Here is a 14,930-nt window from a genome sequence, read left to right on the forward strand (position 1 = left end):
ATCGCCTCTCTCCTTTTCTTGTTACTGCCCCTTATTAGTGCAACGTGATCCCACCGACATTTTTCTACGTCACTTTTAATTGTCCTGCTCTCCGCGCTGCAAAACGGCTCGCACCGAGCTAATCTGTAACCGGTTAGTTAATAAACAAATCATTTGTTATTAAATAAATAATTGGCGTGATGTTTGCACCAAAAGGTGTTGTGAATACTCGGCAACACCAGGGACTTAACCCGTAGATATGTCAGAGATTTATGAAAAATAACTCATTACAGGAGTCAGTATGCTTTTAAAAAAATGGACGATGCCTTTGACTGTCGTAGCCTTGTTAGTTAGCGGTAACTTACATGCAGCCTCTATGCCAGCAGTGGAAGCTAAAAATGGCATGGTTGTTTCCTCTCAGCATCTCGCTTCTCAGGTTGGCGTTGATATTCTGAAAATGGGCGGTAATGCAGTCGATGCGGCAGTGGCCGTGGGCTATGCTCAGGCGGTCGTTAATCCTTGTTGCGGGAATATCGGCGGCGGCGGCTTTATGACCATTCATTTAGCCGATGGTACAGACACCTTTATCAATTTCCGTGAAACGGCTCCAGCCGCCGCCAGCGCCGATATGTATCTGGATAAAGACGGTAAAGTGACTAAAGATGCCAGTCTGTACGGCTATCTGGCCTCCGGCGTTCCGGGAACCGTATTGGGCATGGACAGCGCACAGAAGAAATACGGTAAATTAACACGTAAGCAAGTGATGGAACCGGCGATTCGTCTGGCGCGGGAAGGTTTTATCCTAACGCGTGCTGATACAGACATTCTCGATACCACCACCAAGCGTTTTCGTGAAGATCCTGAATCTGCTCGTATTTTCCTGCGTAAAGACGGTTCGCCCTTTGAACCGGGAGATAGACTGGTACAGACCGATTTAGCCAATACGCTAGAAGCTATCGCAGAAAAAGGGCCTGACGCTTTCTATCAGGGGAAAATTCCACAGGCAGTGGAAGATGCATCGAAAAAAGGCGGTGGCATTCTGACCGCGGCAGATTTTGCCAACTATAGAATTACCGAAACCGCACCTGTTACCTGTAGCTATCGTGGCTATAAATTTGTTTCAGCCCCGCCTCCTAGCTCTGGCGGCGTAACCCTGTGCGAAACGCTGAATATTCTCGAAGGTTACGATGTGAAAAGCATGGGCTTTAACTCAGCGGCCTATATTCATACACTGACCGAAGCCATGCGCCACGCCTATATGGACCGCAACACCTTCCTCGGCGATCCTGAATTTGTTAAAAATCCTATCGATCGCCTGCTCAGTAAAAGCTACGCCGATGAGATTCGTAAACAAATCGTGCCGGGCAAAGCCACGCCATCAGAAAATGTTCAGCCCGGTAGGCAACCTCATGAAAAACCGGAAACGACTCACTATTCGATTGTCGATCATGAAGGTAACGCCGTTTCAACCACTTATACCGTGAACGGCCGCTTTGGTGCAGTCGTCATCGCACCAGGTACCGGTTTCTTCCTCAATGATGAAATGGATGATTTTACCGTCAAAGTCGGCGAACAGAACCTGTATGGATTGGTTCAGGGAGCGACTAACGCCATTGCCCCCGGTAAGCGCCCACTATCGTCTATGAGCCCGACGTTAGTGACCAAAGATGGTCAGATCTATATGGTTCTGGGTTCACCAGGCGGTTCGCGTATCATCACTATCACACTACAAACTGCGCTGAATATTATCGATCACGGTATGGCTCCGCAGGAAGCGGTTGATGCGCCACGCATTCATCACCAATGGTTACCGGATGAGGTGTATTACGAGCAACGCGGTGTGTCTGCTGACAGCCTGAAAATCCTGAAGGAAATGGGCTATAAAATGGTTGAACAAAGCCCGTGGGGAGCCGCCGAGTTAATTCTGGTGGGCTTGCCGAACGTGGCGGGCGTGTCGCCGGCTAATTCAGGCAATGACTCTGCGGTTTCAGGCAAAGTTCGGGAAGGTTATCTCTACGGTGCCAACGATGTTCGGCGCCCGGCAGGTTCAGCCATAGGTTATTGATAAATTAGATTTATTTATATCTTTCGATTTAGATAATGAAATAAAGTCCCACATCTGAACGACTGTTCGATAAAACACCCCATCCGTTATGGATGGGGTTTATGGTTACCAAGGCAATGCGCGCCCCTGATAATCGATAAAAGCATGGCCGCCCTTACCTGCTAACTTCTCAACCTGATCCACCACGCCACGCACGCTAGTGCTAATGGTTAAAGGTGCAGCATCACCGCCCATATCGGTTTTTACCCAGCCCGGATGGAAGGACAATACCGTTAATGAATTATCCGCCGTTTCTGCCACTAAATGACGTGTCATCATATTGAGCGCAGCTTTACTGGCTGAATACAAAGGCTTATGCCCGCTCTCATTGCTAGTAATACTACCAAGCTGCGAGGACATAAACGCCAATACGCTGTTATGTGGCTTGCGATAAGGCAATAAATGCTCGGCAATACGGATAGGAGAAACGGTATTAGTTTGGAATAAGGCCAGAATTTCTTCCGGTGTCGCCTTGAGAGCAGATTCATGCTCTGGGCCTGCTACACCCGCGTTCACAAAAATCAGATCAAATTGCTGCCCTGCAATCTGTGGCAAAAATGCCTCAATGCTGGCCGGCTGATTAATATCCAATACCAGCCAGCGAGAGTGATTGGCACCGGTTTCTTTGGCGTGCTGACGAGTCGTGGCTGTCACCGACCAGCCGCGCTGGTTAAGTTCATCCACTAGACCTAAGCCCAGCCCACGAGATGCCCCGATAATTAATGCCGTTTTCTTAGTTGCGCTCATTGTTTATCCTTTTCCACTCGTATTGCCGCATTGACGCTTAATGATTAGCAGCGGGAATATTCACCATAGGACAAAAACGGCAAGGAAAAAAGTGGAGAAATCAGTCGCTGTAATTCAATTATTTTGAATCCACGGCATTTTTCGCTGTGGATTATGGGCTTTAGTTTCATGTCAGACTCATAGAGTCAGTACTTACCCACTCCGCGCCACAGGCTGAAGCTTTCTCCAGCCAATTGCAGATTTACATTCTGCGCATTCAACATGAGCTGGCTATCACCTTCCTCACGCCGCCAGTTTTCTACATTAAGCAGCGGCGACTCCGGTAAACTAATTTCAGCGCCCTGACCGCGCTGCAACGCGATCAATACTCGCTCCTGTCGGTAAGTGCGCACAAACACCAGTGAATCACCACTGGCGAACACCACCTGACAGCCACCGCGCCGTAGCGCTATACTTTCTCGCCGCAGGGCAATCATGCGCTGACTCAACTCAAGCAGTTGTCGATCCCACTGATTTTCATCCCACGGGAAGGTTTTACGGCAGAACGGATCGTTTTCACCGTCTAATCCCACTTCATCGCCGTAATACAGGCAAGGCACGCCGATCCAGCTAAACAACCAGCCTAAGGCCATTTTCATGCGGGATTGATCGCCTTTCAGCAAACTCATAAAACGAGCGGTATCATGGCTATCCAACTGATTAAATAAGCGTAGCTGGCAGTTATGGGATAAACCGGTGCGGTAGCCGTCCATCCATTGAACGCACTCAGCCGCATCCAGCGTTATCGGGTGAGCAGCAACGTCAACTCCGGCCAAAAATGCCCGAACCGGTAACGCAAACCCCATATAATTCATCGCCGAATCTTCAACGCCTGCCTGTAGCCAGTTACGCGCATCACCAAAATGCTCACCCAAAATATAAGCTTGGGGATTTTCTTGTTTAGCCGCCTGATAAATTCCCGCTAAATGGCGCAGATTCCCCTTGGCCCCCCCCTGCTCTCCAAGCATATGAACCACATCCAACCGCCAGCCATCGATACTGTACGGCGGGCGTAGCCAATGGCGCACTACGCTATCATCAGCCTGGTAAATCTGATTCACCACGCCATCAGCGGCAAAATTCAGCTTCGGCAAGCTACGGTTGCCTTTCCAGTCCAACGCCTGCCCGTCGGGATAGAAGTTAAACCAGTCGCGATAAACCGATTCGACATCGTGGCAGGCGCCACCGGTTCCCTGTTGATGCCGGTCAAACCAGATATGGGAATCACCGGTGTGATTAAAGACGCCGTCCAGTACCAGCTTGATGCCTGCGCTATGGGTTTTTTCCCGTAGTTGCAGAAAAGCCTCATTACCACCTAAATAGGGATCGACCTGATAATAATCTTGCGTGTCGTATTTATGTACGCTGGGGGCGGTAAAAATTGGGTTCAGATACAGCGCCGTCACCCCTAAATTTTGCAGATAAGGCAACTTTTGGCAGATACCGGCTAAATCCCCGCCGTAAAATGTGGAAGACGCATGAATGTCTTCCAGCGGCTCATCCCACTCTCGCCGCGCCACCGGACAATCGGCCGCATAGTGGAAATAGCTACCGTTTTGCACGCAGTGACTGCCCTGACTACTGGCGAAACGATCGGGAAATATTTGATAAAAAATCTGATCGGCAACCCAATCCGGCCCCGAGTCAGGTACATCAACGGCAAACTGCGCCAGCTGAGCCGGAGGCACCACCGAAAAACCCAGCGGACTAAACCATTGCTGGCGATCGGCCCAGAGCAATTTAAAACAATAGCGGCGAGTCGGCTGCCCTTCACGCAGTGGCAAAGTCCCGCGATAACGGCGAAAACCATCGTGATCGCGACCTTTCATCGTCAGCAGCCACTCTTCATTATCCGGCTCACAGCGCAAAAAAACCTGCTCCGGTAAGTCATCACCCTGTAACCATAGACTGATGTGTAATGTGTCATCACGTAAATGTATGTAAGGGGGAACCGGTAAATGCCAACCACTAAGCATATAACTCTCCACTATTCAGCATAATTATCGCGCGATCTGACCCAAGAGCGCCTATAGCATCGATAAAGTGACCCAATATCTCAATATGCCAACGATGCCATGTTGCTGGTGCAATCCCCTCATCTGTCAGCATAAATATCAGGGAGGAGCCGGGGGGAGGAGGAAGCAGAAACAAGCTTTACCTCAGGTATACTGCCCGCTGATGACAAAATAAATAACAGGGAGAATGCCATGGGCGTAGCGGATTATCTGGATAAGATTATTGACTGGGCCAATAAGCGCTCAGATATTACCGCACTGATTCTGACCGGTTCGCTGGCGCGTCAGGATCGGATGATCGACGAACTTTCGGATATCGATATTGAAATCATTGCCGAACGACCGCAGGATCTCCTGAAAAACAGCGACTGGATCGGCGAGATCGGAGACATACTGACCTATCTCCCGCTCGATCCCGATGAAAATCAGGCGTGGGCAACCCGGCTGGTGTTCTACCGCGATGGAACCAAGGTGGATTTTACCCTCGCAGATAGTACGCGGCTGCAAACCATGATCGATGCCGCAACGCTGGACTCGCTGTACCAGCGGGGCTATCGGGCGTTACTGGATAAAAATGGCGTTGCTTCTCAGTTACCTGCCGCCAGCGGAATAAGCCAGCAACCCCCATTGCCCACTCAAAAACAGTTTCAGGCCAGCGTCGAGGAATTCTGGTTTGAAGCCGCTCATATTCCTAAGTATCTGTACCGTGGGGAGTTATGGACGGTCAAACTACGAGACTGGACCATGAAGGAGCTATTACTACAGATGATGGAATGGCAAGCACTGGCAAAATCAACATCGGACGTAGATACCTGGCATCAAGGTAGCCATATGCCGCAGTGGCTGGCACCACACATATGGCAAGAGCTGCACCAAACCTTTGGTCAATTTGATGCGGACAGCGCCCGCCAAGCCTTTTACGCCAGTATTCAGCTTTATAGCCAGCTGGCGCGTAAAGTGGCTGAATCACTCAGCTTAAAGTATCCGCAGCAGGTCGAAGATGGGGTTTTGTCTCTTTGTAAAAAAATCGAAAAACTGCCTAAAACTAACCGAACGCATTAAAACGTCACCCATAAAAAAACCGGGTTATTAGCCCGGTTTTCTGGATGTATTCAATCGGCAAATATTATTTAGATAATGCTACCGACGCAGCCTGTTTTTTCTGAAAACGCACTTTCAGGTAGTAGCCCGCCAACAGCAAGGCCACCCATATCAGGCCGACATACAGCGAAATGCGCGTCGTTGGGAAATAACCAATCAGGCCGATAATAAATAGCAGGAAAATAATCCCAGCAACCGAGGTAAACACCCCGCCGCGCAGAGGGAAATCCAATGCTTTAACCTGATCTTTGGTCAATGAACGGCGGAAAGCGATTTGGGAACACAGAATCATGATCCACACCCAAACGGTCGCGAAGGTCGCAAGTGATGCAATCACCAAAAAGACATTTTCCGGCATGATGTAGTTAAGATAAACGGCAATCAGCATTGCCCCCATCATCACCAACACCGTCACCCAAGGCACACCGCGCTTAGAAATCGCACCGAAGACTTTGGGCGCGTGGCCTTGTTCAGCCATACCGTTCAGCATACGGCCCACGCCGAATACATCGCTGTTAATCGCCGATAAAGACGCGGTAATAACCACAAAATTCAGGATACCTGCAGCAATAGTAATACCCAAATGCTGGAACGTCAGTACAAATGGGCTACCGTGAGTGCCGACCTGATTCCACGGATAAATCGACATAATCACAAACAGGGTGCCCACATAAAACACCAGAATTCGCCACGGCACTGAGTTAATCGCTTTAGGAATCGATTTTTTCGGATCTTCTGCTTCACCGGCGGTAATACCGATGATTTCAATACCGCCGTAGGCAAACATGACCAGCTGCAGCGACAGCATCATGCCGACAAAACCGTTACTGAAGAAGCCGCCGTTCGTCCACAGGTTATGAATTCCCGTCGGTTGCCCGCCGTTGCCTATCCCCCAGACAATAATGCCGATACCGGCCAAAATCATGATGATGATGGTGGCAACTTTGAAGAAGGAGAACCAGAACTCCAGTTCGCCAAAGACCTTCACGCTCATCATATTGATCGCACCGATAATCAATACCACGCTCAGCACCCATATCCAATGAGGCACGTCAGGGAACCAGACGCCCATATAGATACCAAAGGCGGTCACATCGGCGATAGCGACAATCAAAATCTCAAAGCAGTATGTCCAACCGGTGATATAGCCGGCCATCGGCCCCAGATAATCCTGCGCATAACGGGAAAAGGAGCTGGCCTGTGGGTTATTCACCGACATCTCACCCAGTGCGCGCATGATGATAAAGGCGACGATGCCGCCAATCAGATAAGCCAGCAACACGCTTGGACCCGCCATTTTGATGGCGTCCGCCGAGCCGTAAAACAGGCCGGTACCAATTGCTGAACCCAAGGCCATAAAACGGATATGGCGAGTAGTCAGCCCGCGTTTTAGCTTATTTTTGACTGGTAATTCCATAACAATATCCCGTCTTCTTTCAGCAAAAAGCCACGAGCAAAGGCGCGTGGCTAAAGATACTCTCTTCTGCGGCAATTACTGTTTGGCAGTAACTCGTTGACGTCCACAAATGCGATCGTAGACCGCTACCACCACCAGAATCAACAAGGAAGGTGGCAACCAAGACAGGCCTTGGCCCGCCAACGGTAACTGTTCAGTCCAAGCAGGCAGGAAATGCGCAAAGGTCGATGTCTTGATTCCACCCAAAATACCGAACAACAGGCTGACCAACATAGTTGGAGCCACGATACGGCTGGCATTACGCCACCAACGCAGAGTGAAGCTCAGAATCACCAGCACAATACACGGAGGATAAATCGCCGTCATTACTGGAATGGAAATTTGAATCAAATGGCTCAGCCCCAAATTGGATACCAACATGGAGAAAATGCCCAGAATGAATACCAGCGCTCGGTAAGACAACGGCAGATATTGGCTAAAGAATTCGGCTAAAGCACAGGTCAGGCCAACCGCAGTGACCATACAGGCGATGAAGATGAGCGCCGCCAGGAACATACTGCCCAAACCGCCGAAGGTATGCTGTACGTAAGCATGCAGAATCACTGCGCCGTTTTGCGCATCAGGTACCAACGTACCGCTGCTGCCACCCAGTTTGAACAGGCTCAGGTAAACCAGCGTCAGACCCACACCAGCGATTAAGCCAGCCCAAATGGTGTAGCGAGTCAGCAAGCCGGAAGAAACTACACCGCGAGAACGCGCAGCATTCACGATAACAATACCGAATACCATTGCTCCCAGCGTATCCATGGTCAGATAACCATTAACGAAACCGGAAGAGAAAGGCACTTGCTGATAGATTTCGGTTGCAGGAATCTGCGGGCCAGCAGGCCACAGAACCGCAGCAACGCCCAAAATAGCCAGTGCAGCAATTTTCAGCGGAGCCAGAATATGCCCGACGGTGTCCAGTAGACGGCCTGGGTAAAGCGAAATACCAATAACCAGCGCGAAATAGATCAGGCTATAAATAAACAACGGCAATGGGCCATCGCCAGTCAACGGAGCAATACCAATTTCGAAAGAAACGGTCGCAGTACGCGGAGTAGCAAACAGTGGGCCGACGGCCAGATAACAGACGGTCGCCAAAACCAGGCCCGCAGTACGACCAATTGGCGAACTCAGCGCATCAATACCGCCACCAACGCGCGCCAATGCAATAACGGTGATGACCGGCAGACCCACGGCAGTGATCAGGAAGCCAAGTGCGGCTATCCAAACGTGCTCGCCAGACTGAAGGCCAACCATAGGCGGGAAAATGATGTTGCCCGCGCCGACGAATAAGGCAAAGGTCATAAAACCTAATGCCAGTATGTCTTTAGATGATAAACGATGACTCATAGTGGTTGTCGTGTTGCCTAGTTAAAAGGACCAAAAAGGAAAACCCTGGGTTGTTGTCTTTCCGGCTCGATCGAAAACGCTATAACGCTTCACAGAGAGCGCTAATTTCCGACTAATCGGTTTCGATGATTTGCAGTGTTTTTGAAGTTATATGCAGATGGAATAAACCAACAACGGGGGCTAAGTAGAACGTTTATAGCGGAGAAAGGCAAGTCTGGATCGGAAAAGCAGAGTCATCAACCAGATAATTCTTCAATACTAGTTAAACATGTCGGTTATTGAGAAATACACGCCATATGATTTGTATCATTTTTAATCAATTATTAGCATTGGGCGGCCTTCACCGCCCAAAAACTCACCAAATGTCGTTAGCAATATCGACTACCAGCCTGAGTTTTTTCCACTGATCCTGCTCCGTCAGGCTATTCCCTTCTTCCGTCGAAGCGAAGCCACACTGTGGGCTAAGGCAGAGTTGTTCAATATCGACAAATTTGGCCGCCTCGGCGATACGTTCTTTCACCGCCTGCGGTTGTTCCAAGGTGCCATTTTTCGAGGTAATCAGCCCCAAAACCACCTGTTGCTGCCCCGGTTTGATAAAGCGCAGAGGTTCGAAACCACCGGCACGTTCCGTGTCATATTCAAGGAAAAAAGCGTCGACGTTAACTGTGCCAAACAATATTTTCGCTACTGGCTCATAACCGCCCTCTGAAATCCAGGTCGAGCGGAAATTACCGCGGCACACATGTAAACCAATAGTCAAATCCGCCGGCTTGCCTGCCAGTGCCTTATTGAGCACCTGAGCATAGATCTGCGCCAACTGCTCTGGATCTTCACCACGCTCTCTGATCTGACGCTGCTGATCGTCCGAACACAGATAAGCCCACACAGTATCGTCCAACTGTAAATAACGGCAGCCCGCATCATAAAAGGCCTGAATAGCATCACGATAGGTCTGGGCTAAATCGTCAAAATACGCGGTCAGATCGGGATAAACCTGCTTATCTATAGCGTTACGGCCTCCGCGAAAATGAAGCACGCTCGGGCTGGGGATAGTCATTTTAGCCACGGAGTTTCCGGCAATACTTTGTAAAAAACGAAAATCCTCCAGCATTGGATGGGATTTAAAGCCCAGTTTGCCAACCACTTTGATACTGCGAGCGCGCGTCTGAACGCCGTTAAACTGAATGCCCTGCTCGACATCGTAACCTTCAACTCCTTCCAAACCTTCGAAGAAATCGAAATGCCACCAGGCCCGACGAAATTCGCCATCGGTCACCAATTGCAGCCCCGCCTCCTGCTGCTTTGCCACTATGTACCTGATTTCGTTATCTTCAATTTCGCGTAACTGGCTAGCGCTGATATCACCGTTCAGGCGCTGCTGGCGCGCCTGTTTCAACGCCGCAGGACGCAGCAAACTGCCGACAACATCGGCGCGAAAAGCAGGGGTCGTTCTTTGCATAACAGGCTCCAGATCCTATACCGCCGACTAAAGCCGCCACGGCACAAATAATTTACCGAATGGATAGTTTCTTTGAGTTACAAATAGACATCCAGACGTCCAAATAAATTGACTGGAGAGTGTCATCTCATCTATTTTGATTCAATAGAGGAATTTTCACTGCATATGAAATAAATTCATATCCAACTAAATTAGTGGGTAAATCCCAGCGCTGAACGGGCCTTTTTCAAGCTTTCTTGCGATAAGGGGAGATAGCCGTCACGACTCACCAGTTCTTGCCCTTCTGGAGATAGAATTCGCTGCAAGAACGCCGCCGTTAGCGGTTCTAGAGGTTTATCAGGCGCTTTATTGACGTAGATATAAAGATAGCGGGACAAGGGGTAACGGCCATTTCGAACATTTTCGGCGGTTGGCATGACGTAATCCTGCCCTGATACCGACAAAGGTAATAATCTGACGCCGCTGGCGCGAAAACCAATGCTGGCATAACCGATACTGTTCAGCGAGGTTGCTACAGCCTGAACCACCGAGGCTGAACCAGGTAATTCATTGACCTGGCTGCGAAAATCGCCGCCGCACAAAGCACGCTGTTTGAAATAACCGTAGGTGCCGGAAGCTGAGTTCCGACTATAACGCTGGAGAGAACGCCCAGCCCACGGGCCTTTCAGCCCAAGATCAGCCCATAAGTTTACTGGCTTATTATCACCACATAATTGATTTTGCGAATAAATGGCGTCCAGCTGTGACAAACTCAGCCCCACCAGCGGATTATCCTGATGCACCAGAACCACCAACGCATCCACCGCCACTGGCACGGCTAAAGGAGGATAGCCATAGCGTTGAACAAAAGCGGCAATCTCGGCGGCTTTCATCGGACGACTCATCGGGCCAAGTTGAGCTGCACCTGCGGCCAGAGCCGTCGGTGCGGTTGACGAACCGGCGGCCTGAATTTGCAGATTAATACTCGGATACTGATGATTGAAATCTTCCGCCCACAGAGACATCAGATTCGCCAGCGTATCAGAGCCTACGCTGGAAAGATTACCGGAAAGCATCCCAACCGGTGCCTGAGCAAAAACCGGAGTGCTGACCCATAACATTGCACTCAGTAACGCCGTTTGGCTCCATTTCATCATCAGAATATCGTCCGTAAAGCCTAGGTTTTGACCGCATTCTCAGCTAAAACCGTGGGAACAATCAATCGCTTCGGTAAGGTGAAGACAAAACGCGTCCCCAAACCAATTTCACTCATGACCTCTAAACGCGCATCGTGGTGACTCAGCGCATGTTTAACAATCGCCAGCCCAAGCCCACTTCCGCCGGTTTGCCGCGAACGAGCTTTATCTACCCGATAGAAGCGCTCGGTAAGACGAGGAACGTGCTCCGGCCCAATGCCCGGCCCGTTATCACTGACCTGAAACTGAGCGCCCTGCGGCGTCAATTGCCAGCACACTTCGATTTTTGTACCAGTTGGCGTGTGATTTACCGCGTTATACACCAGATTGGATACGGCACTGCGCAACTGGTCTTCATTACCAAACACTTTAAGCTGTTCATTCACGCGGAAAGTAATCTCATGGCGACCGCTGCTTAACGCCTGAACCTCATGCTGTAGTAGCTTCAGCATCAGTGGAATATCCACTCGCTCATTCATATCCACATTTGGTGCTGCTTCGATTTTTGATAACGTCAATAATTGCTTCACCAAACCGTCCATCCGTTTGGTCTGCTCTTGCATGGTATTCAAGGCTTTACCGCGCAATGCCGCGTCCAGTTCCTGATCGTGCATCATTTCCAGATAGCCTTGCAGTACAGTTAACGGCGTCCGTAATTCATGGCTAACGTTGGCAAAGAAATTTCGCCGCGCGCCTTCCAGTTGACGCATTTGCGTGACATCTCGCGCCACCATCAGTAATTGCCCTTCTGAATAAGGCATAACGCGAAACTCAACGTAATGGCCATTATTAAGCTGCACGGTCAATGGGCGGCTGAATTCCTGCTGTTGCAGATAATGGGTAAATTCCGGGTAACGCAGCAGGTTAAGAATGTGCTGGCCGTTATCTTCCGGCCAACGAAAGCCCAGTAAATTCTGCGCTAATCCATTACACCAAAAGATATTTCCCTCTACGGTCGTCATAACCACCGCATCGGGCAAGGATTCAGCGCCGCTGCGGAAACGTTTTATCAACAGCGCCAGCTCACGCCGCCGCCGCCGATTACGCAGTTGCATCTGATAAAGACCATAAAACAGCGGCTCCCAGCTCCAGCGTCCGGCCGGCGGCGTCATGCTTCGGTCTAACCATAGCCAATGAGAAAGTTTTAGCTGGTTATAAAAATTCCAGATCAGCGCTGCCAATACTGAAACCAGTAATAGCCAAGGGAGATAACCAATGAAAAGCCCGAGCAATAGCGCGGGCAGACAAAAAAGTGCCAGCTCAATAGCCAGCCTTTTCCATGATAAGCGTTCTAGCACGACACATTCTCCGGCACTACATACTTAATAGCGCGTTGAGAAACGGTATCCGGTGCCCCGGACGGTTTGCACCATTTTGTCATGCCCTTCGGATTCAAGCGCCTTGCGTAAACGGCGGATATGGACATCAACAGTGCGGTCTTCCACATAAACGTTAGTGCCCCAAACATAATTTAGCAACTGCTCGCGGCTGTAAACCCGCTCCGGGTGAGTCATAAAGAAATGCAGTAATTTAAACTCGGTTGGCCCCATGTCTAACGCTTTCTCGTTAGCCATGACCCGATGAGAAGAAGGATCGAGACTTAACCCTTGCATTTCAATCACCTCTTCCACGGCCATCGGTGAAATTCGGCGCATCACCGCTTTGATTCTGGCAACAAGCTCTTTGGGAGAAAAAGGCTTGGTAATGTAATCGTCGGCTCCCACTTCCAGCCCGCGCACCCGATCCTCTTCTTCACCGCGGGCGGTCAGCATCATCACCGGAATATCCCGGGTCATGGCTTCACGTTTCATATGCTTGATAAACTGAATCCCAGAGCCGCCTGGCAACATCCAGTCTAGCAGTACCAAATCAGGGAAAGGCTCGGACAAGCGCGTAACCGCGCTGTCATAATCTTCGGCTTCTAACGGTTGGTAGCCGTTTTGCTCCAGCACAAAACACACCATCTCGCGAATCGGCGCTTCGTCTTCCACCACCAGTATGCGTCTTGCCATCGTCAATCCTGCCAATATGTTAGCGGTTGCTATTTGATTTCCGCGCCATTATGCGTCAGTTTTATGACAGTTTTATGAAAAAACCATCCCTTTGCAGCCAATAAGCATAGCGGCTAACCGAAAGGGTGTTGCAAGGTTATTTCAGCAACTTTGCGAAGCCGTTCTGGGATTTCAACCAATCCTCCTTTTTAACCGCGACATCCCCTTCTCAACGTTTATAATCAGCGCCATTGATAACCTGCCCTAGCGGGAGTTTTATGCGCATTATACATACCTCAGACTGGCACTTAGGCCAGTATTTCTTCACCAAAAGCCGGGCGGCGGAGCATCAGGCTTTTTTACGCTGGCTAATCCAAAAAGTTGAAGAACATCAGGTTGATGCGTTAATTGTTGCCGGCGATATCTTCGACACAGGTTCGCCACCGAGCTACGCCCGCGAGTTATATAACCGGTTTGTGGTCGATCTTCAGCCGACGGGCTGTCAGTTAGTGGTTCTTGGCGGTAACCATGATTCTGTCGCAACCTTAAATGAGTCACGCGAACTGTTGGCCTATCTCAATACCAAGGTGATTGCCCACGCCAGCAACGATCTGGAACAACAGGTTTTCATTCTACACGATCGTGAAGATCAGCCCGGAGCCATTCTGTGTGCGATCCCTTTTCTACGCCCAAGAGATCTGATCGCCAGTCAGGCGGGAGAATCCGGATCGCAAAAACAATTAGCACTACAAGAAGCCATCGCGGCACATTATCAGCAGCTTTATCAAACGGCGGTCAACCTGCGCAAGCGGCTAGCATTACCCTTGCCCATTATCGCCACGGGTCACTTAACGACCGTAGGCGTCAGCACCTCCGACTCAGTTCGAGACATTTATATCGGCACGCTTGACGCCTTCCCTGCTCAGGCTTTCCCCCCCGCTGATTATATCGCTCTGGGCCATATCCACCGCGCTCAGCAGGTAGCAAAGTCGGAGCATATTCGCTATAGCGGCTCCCCGATTCCTCTCAGTTTTGATGAACTGAATAAAGAGAAGAGCGTATTTTTGGTGGAGTTCTCAGGGCAAAGCCTTGCCGGGGTGGAGACTCTGACTGTCCCGCAGTGGCAACCGATGCAATTAATCAAAGGGGATTTACGGCAGATAGAGCAGCAGCTCGCTGCCTTTAGCCAACTTTCCGGCCCACCGGTATGGCTGGATATTGAAGTCGCCACCCAAGACTATCTCAGCGATATTCAGCGACGCATTCAGGCATTGACGGAGAATCTCCCGGTTGAAGTGGTACTCCTGCGCCGCAGTAAAGAGCAGCGCCAAAACAGTATTCATCAGCAAGAGAAAGAAACGTTGAATGAGCTAAGCGTCAGCGACGTATTCGAACGTCGCCTCGCGTTAGAAACGGAGCTGACCGAACAACGGCAGCAGAAAATGCGGGAAATGTTTCAACAAGTTGTCGATGAAGTCACGCTGAATGCCGATGCAAGAGAAGAATAA

At 50.1% G+C, this 14,930-nt stretch carries 11 protein-coding genes; 3 read left to right on the plus strand and 8 right to left on the minus strand.

The features are described from left to right. The first annotated feature begins 280 nt into the window (after positions 1-280). Positions 281-2,044: a gamma-glutamyltransferase gene (ggt, locus tag ACQ4OC_RS10575; RefSeq protein WP_430971156.1), complete on the plus strand. Its 1,764-nt coding sequence runs from the start codon at positions 281-283 to the stop codon at positions 2,042-2,044. A 105-nt stretch (positions 2,045-2,149) separates the two neighbouring features. Here the strand turns inward: ggt and ACQ4OC_RS10580 are convergent, their stop codons facing one another. Both ACQ4OC_RS10580 and malZ read right to left on the minus strand, forming a co-directional pair. Continuing rightward, positions 2,150-2,830 (minus strand): SDR family oxidoreductase, encoded by a 681-nt coding sequence (locus ACQ4OC_RS10580; RefSeq protein WP_064514122.1) that lies wholly within the window; start codon positions 2,828-2,830, stop codon positions 2,150-2,152. Between the two features lie 185 nt (positions 2,831-3,015). Beyond that, a complete protein-coding gene (gene malZ / locus ACQ4OC_RS10585; RefSeq protein WP_120806678.1) occupies positions 3,016-4,845 on the minus strand; it encodes a maltodextrin glucosidase in 1,830 nt (609 codons plus the stop codon). Positions 4,846-5,076: 231 nt separating this feature from the next. Here malZ and ACQ4OC_RS10590 point away from each other — a divergent pair, with 231 nt between their 5' ends. After that, positions 5,077-5,946, plus strand: a complete 870-nt coding sequence (locus tag ACQ4OC_RS10590) for an aminoglycoside 6-adenylyltransferase (protein WP_064514125.1) — start codon at positions 5,077-5,079, stop codon at positions 5,944-5,946. A gap of 64 nt (positions 5,947-6,010) precedes the next feature. Here the strand turns inward: ACQ4OC_RS10590 and proY are convergent, their stop codons facing one another. The 6 genes from proY to phoB all read right to left on the minus strand — a co-directional run bounded on the left by proY (position 6,011) and on the right by phoB (position 13,443). Then, the gene (gene proY, locus ACQ4OC_RS10595) at positions 6,011-7,402 is read right to left on the minus strand and encodes a proline-specific permease ProY (RefSeq protein WP_064514127.1); all 1,392 of its coding nucleotides are present in this window, start codon (positions 7,400-7,402) and stop codon (positions 6,011-6,013) included. A 75-nt stretch (positions 7,403-7,477) separates the two neighbouring features. Next, positions 7,478-8,797: a branched-chain amino acid transport system II carrier protein gene (gene brnQ / locus ACQ4OC_RS10600; protein ID WP_064514129.1), complete on the minus strand. Its 1,320-nt coding sequence runs from the start codon at positions 8,795-8,797 to the stop codon at positions 7,478-7,480. A gap of 355 nt (positions 8,798-9,152) precedes the next feature. Next, positions 9,153-10,256 carry a cobalamin-independent methionine synthase II family protein gene (locus tag ACQ4OC_RS10605; RefSeq protein ID WP_430971157.1) on the minus strand — a complete coding sequence of 368 codons (1,104 nt, stop codon included), beginning with the start codon at positions 10,254-10,256 and terminating at the stop codon, positions 9,153-9,155. A gap of 191 nt (positions 10,257-10,447) precedes the next feature. Beyond that, the gene (locus ACQ4OC_RS10610; RefSeq protein WP_120806682.1) at positions 10,448-11,389 is read right to left on the minus strand and encodes a PstS family phosphate ABC transporter substrate-binding protein; all 942 of its coding nucleotides are present in this window, start codon (positions 11,387-11,389) and stop codon (positions 10,448-10,450) included. 23 nt (positions 11,390-11,412) lie between these two features. Further along, the gene (gene phoR / locus ACQ4OC_RS10615) at positions 11,413-12,729 is read right to left on the minus strand and encodes a phosphate regulon sensor histidine kinase PhoR (protein WP_064514133.1); all 1,317 of its coding nucleotides are present in this window, start codon (positions 12,727-12,729) and stop codon (positions 11,413-11,415) included. 24 nt (positions 12,730-12,753) lie between these two features. Continuing rightward, a complete protein-coding gene (gene phoB, locus ACQ4OC_RS10620) occupies positions 12,754-13,443 on the minus strand; it encodes a phosphate response regulator transcription factor PhoB (protein WP_049598476.1) in 690 nt (229 codons plus the stop codon). Positions 13,444-13,700: 257 nt separating this feature from the next. Between phoB and sbcD the strand changes: the two genes are divergently transcribed. Beyond that, positions 13,701-14,930, plus strand: a complete 1,230-nt coding sequence (sbcD, locus tag ACQ4OC_RS10625; protein ID WP_064514135.1) for an exonuclease subunit SbcD — start codon at positions 13,701-13,703, stop codon at positions 14,928-14,930.

The sequence above is a fragment of the Yersinia sp. J1 genome (genome assembly GCF_050586585.1).
Lineage (GTDB): Bacteria > Pseudomonadota > Gammaproteobacteria > Enterobacterales > Enterobacteriaceae > Yersinia > Yersinia entomophaga.

Coding starts and splice junctions, on each gene's coding strand:
- ggt (WP_430971156.1), top strand. CDS start 281: ATGCTTTTAAAAAAATGGACGATGCCTTTGACTGTCGTAGCCTTGTTA.
- ACQ4OC_RS10580 (WP_064514122.1), bottom strand. CDS start 2,830: ATGAGCGCAACTAAGAAAACGGCATTAATTATCGGGGCATCTCGTGGG.
- malZ (WP_120806678.1), bottom strand. CDS start 4,845: ATGCTTAGTGGTTGGCATTTACCGGTTCCCCCTTACATACATTTACGT.
- ACQ4OC_RS10590 (WP_064514125.1), top strand. CDS start 5,077: ATGGGCGTAGCGGATTATCTGGATAAGATTATTGACTGGGCCAATAAG.
- proY (WP_064514127.1), bottom strand. CDS start 7,402: ATGGAATTACCAGTCAAAAATAAGCTAAAACGCGGGCTGACTACTCGC.
- brnQ (WP_064514129.1), bottom strand. CDS start 8,797: ATGAGTCATCGTTTATCATCTAAAGACATACTGGCATTAGGTTTTATG.
- ACQ4OC_RS10605 (WP_430971157.1), bottom strand. CDS start 10,256: ATGCAAAGAACGACCCCTGCTTTTCGCGCCGATGTTGTCGGCAGTTTG.
- ACQ4OC_RS10610 (WP_120806682.1), bottom strand. CDS start 11,389: ATGAAATGGAGCCAAACGGCGTTACTGAGTGCAATGTTATGGGTCAGC.
- phoB (WP_049598476.1), bottom strand. CDS start 13,443: ATGGCAAGACGCATACTGGTGGTGGAAGACGAAGCGCCGATTCGCGAG.
- sbcD (WP_064514135.1), top strand. CDS start 13,701: ATGCGCATTATACATACCTCAGACTGGCACTTAGGCCAGTATTTCTTC.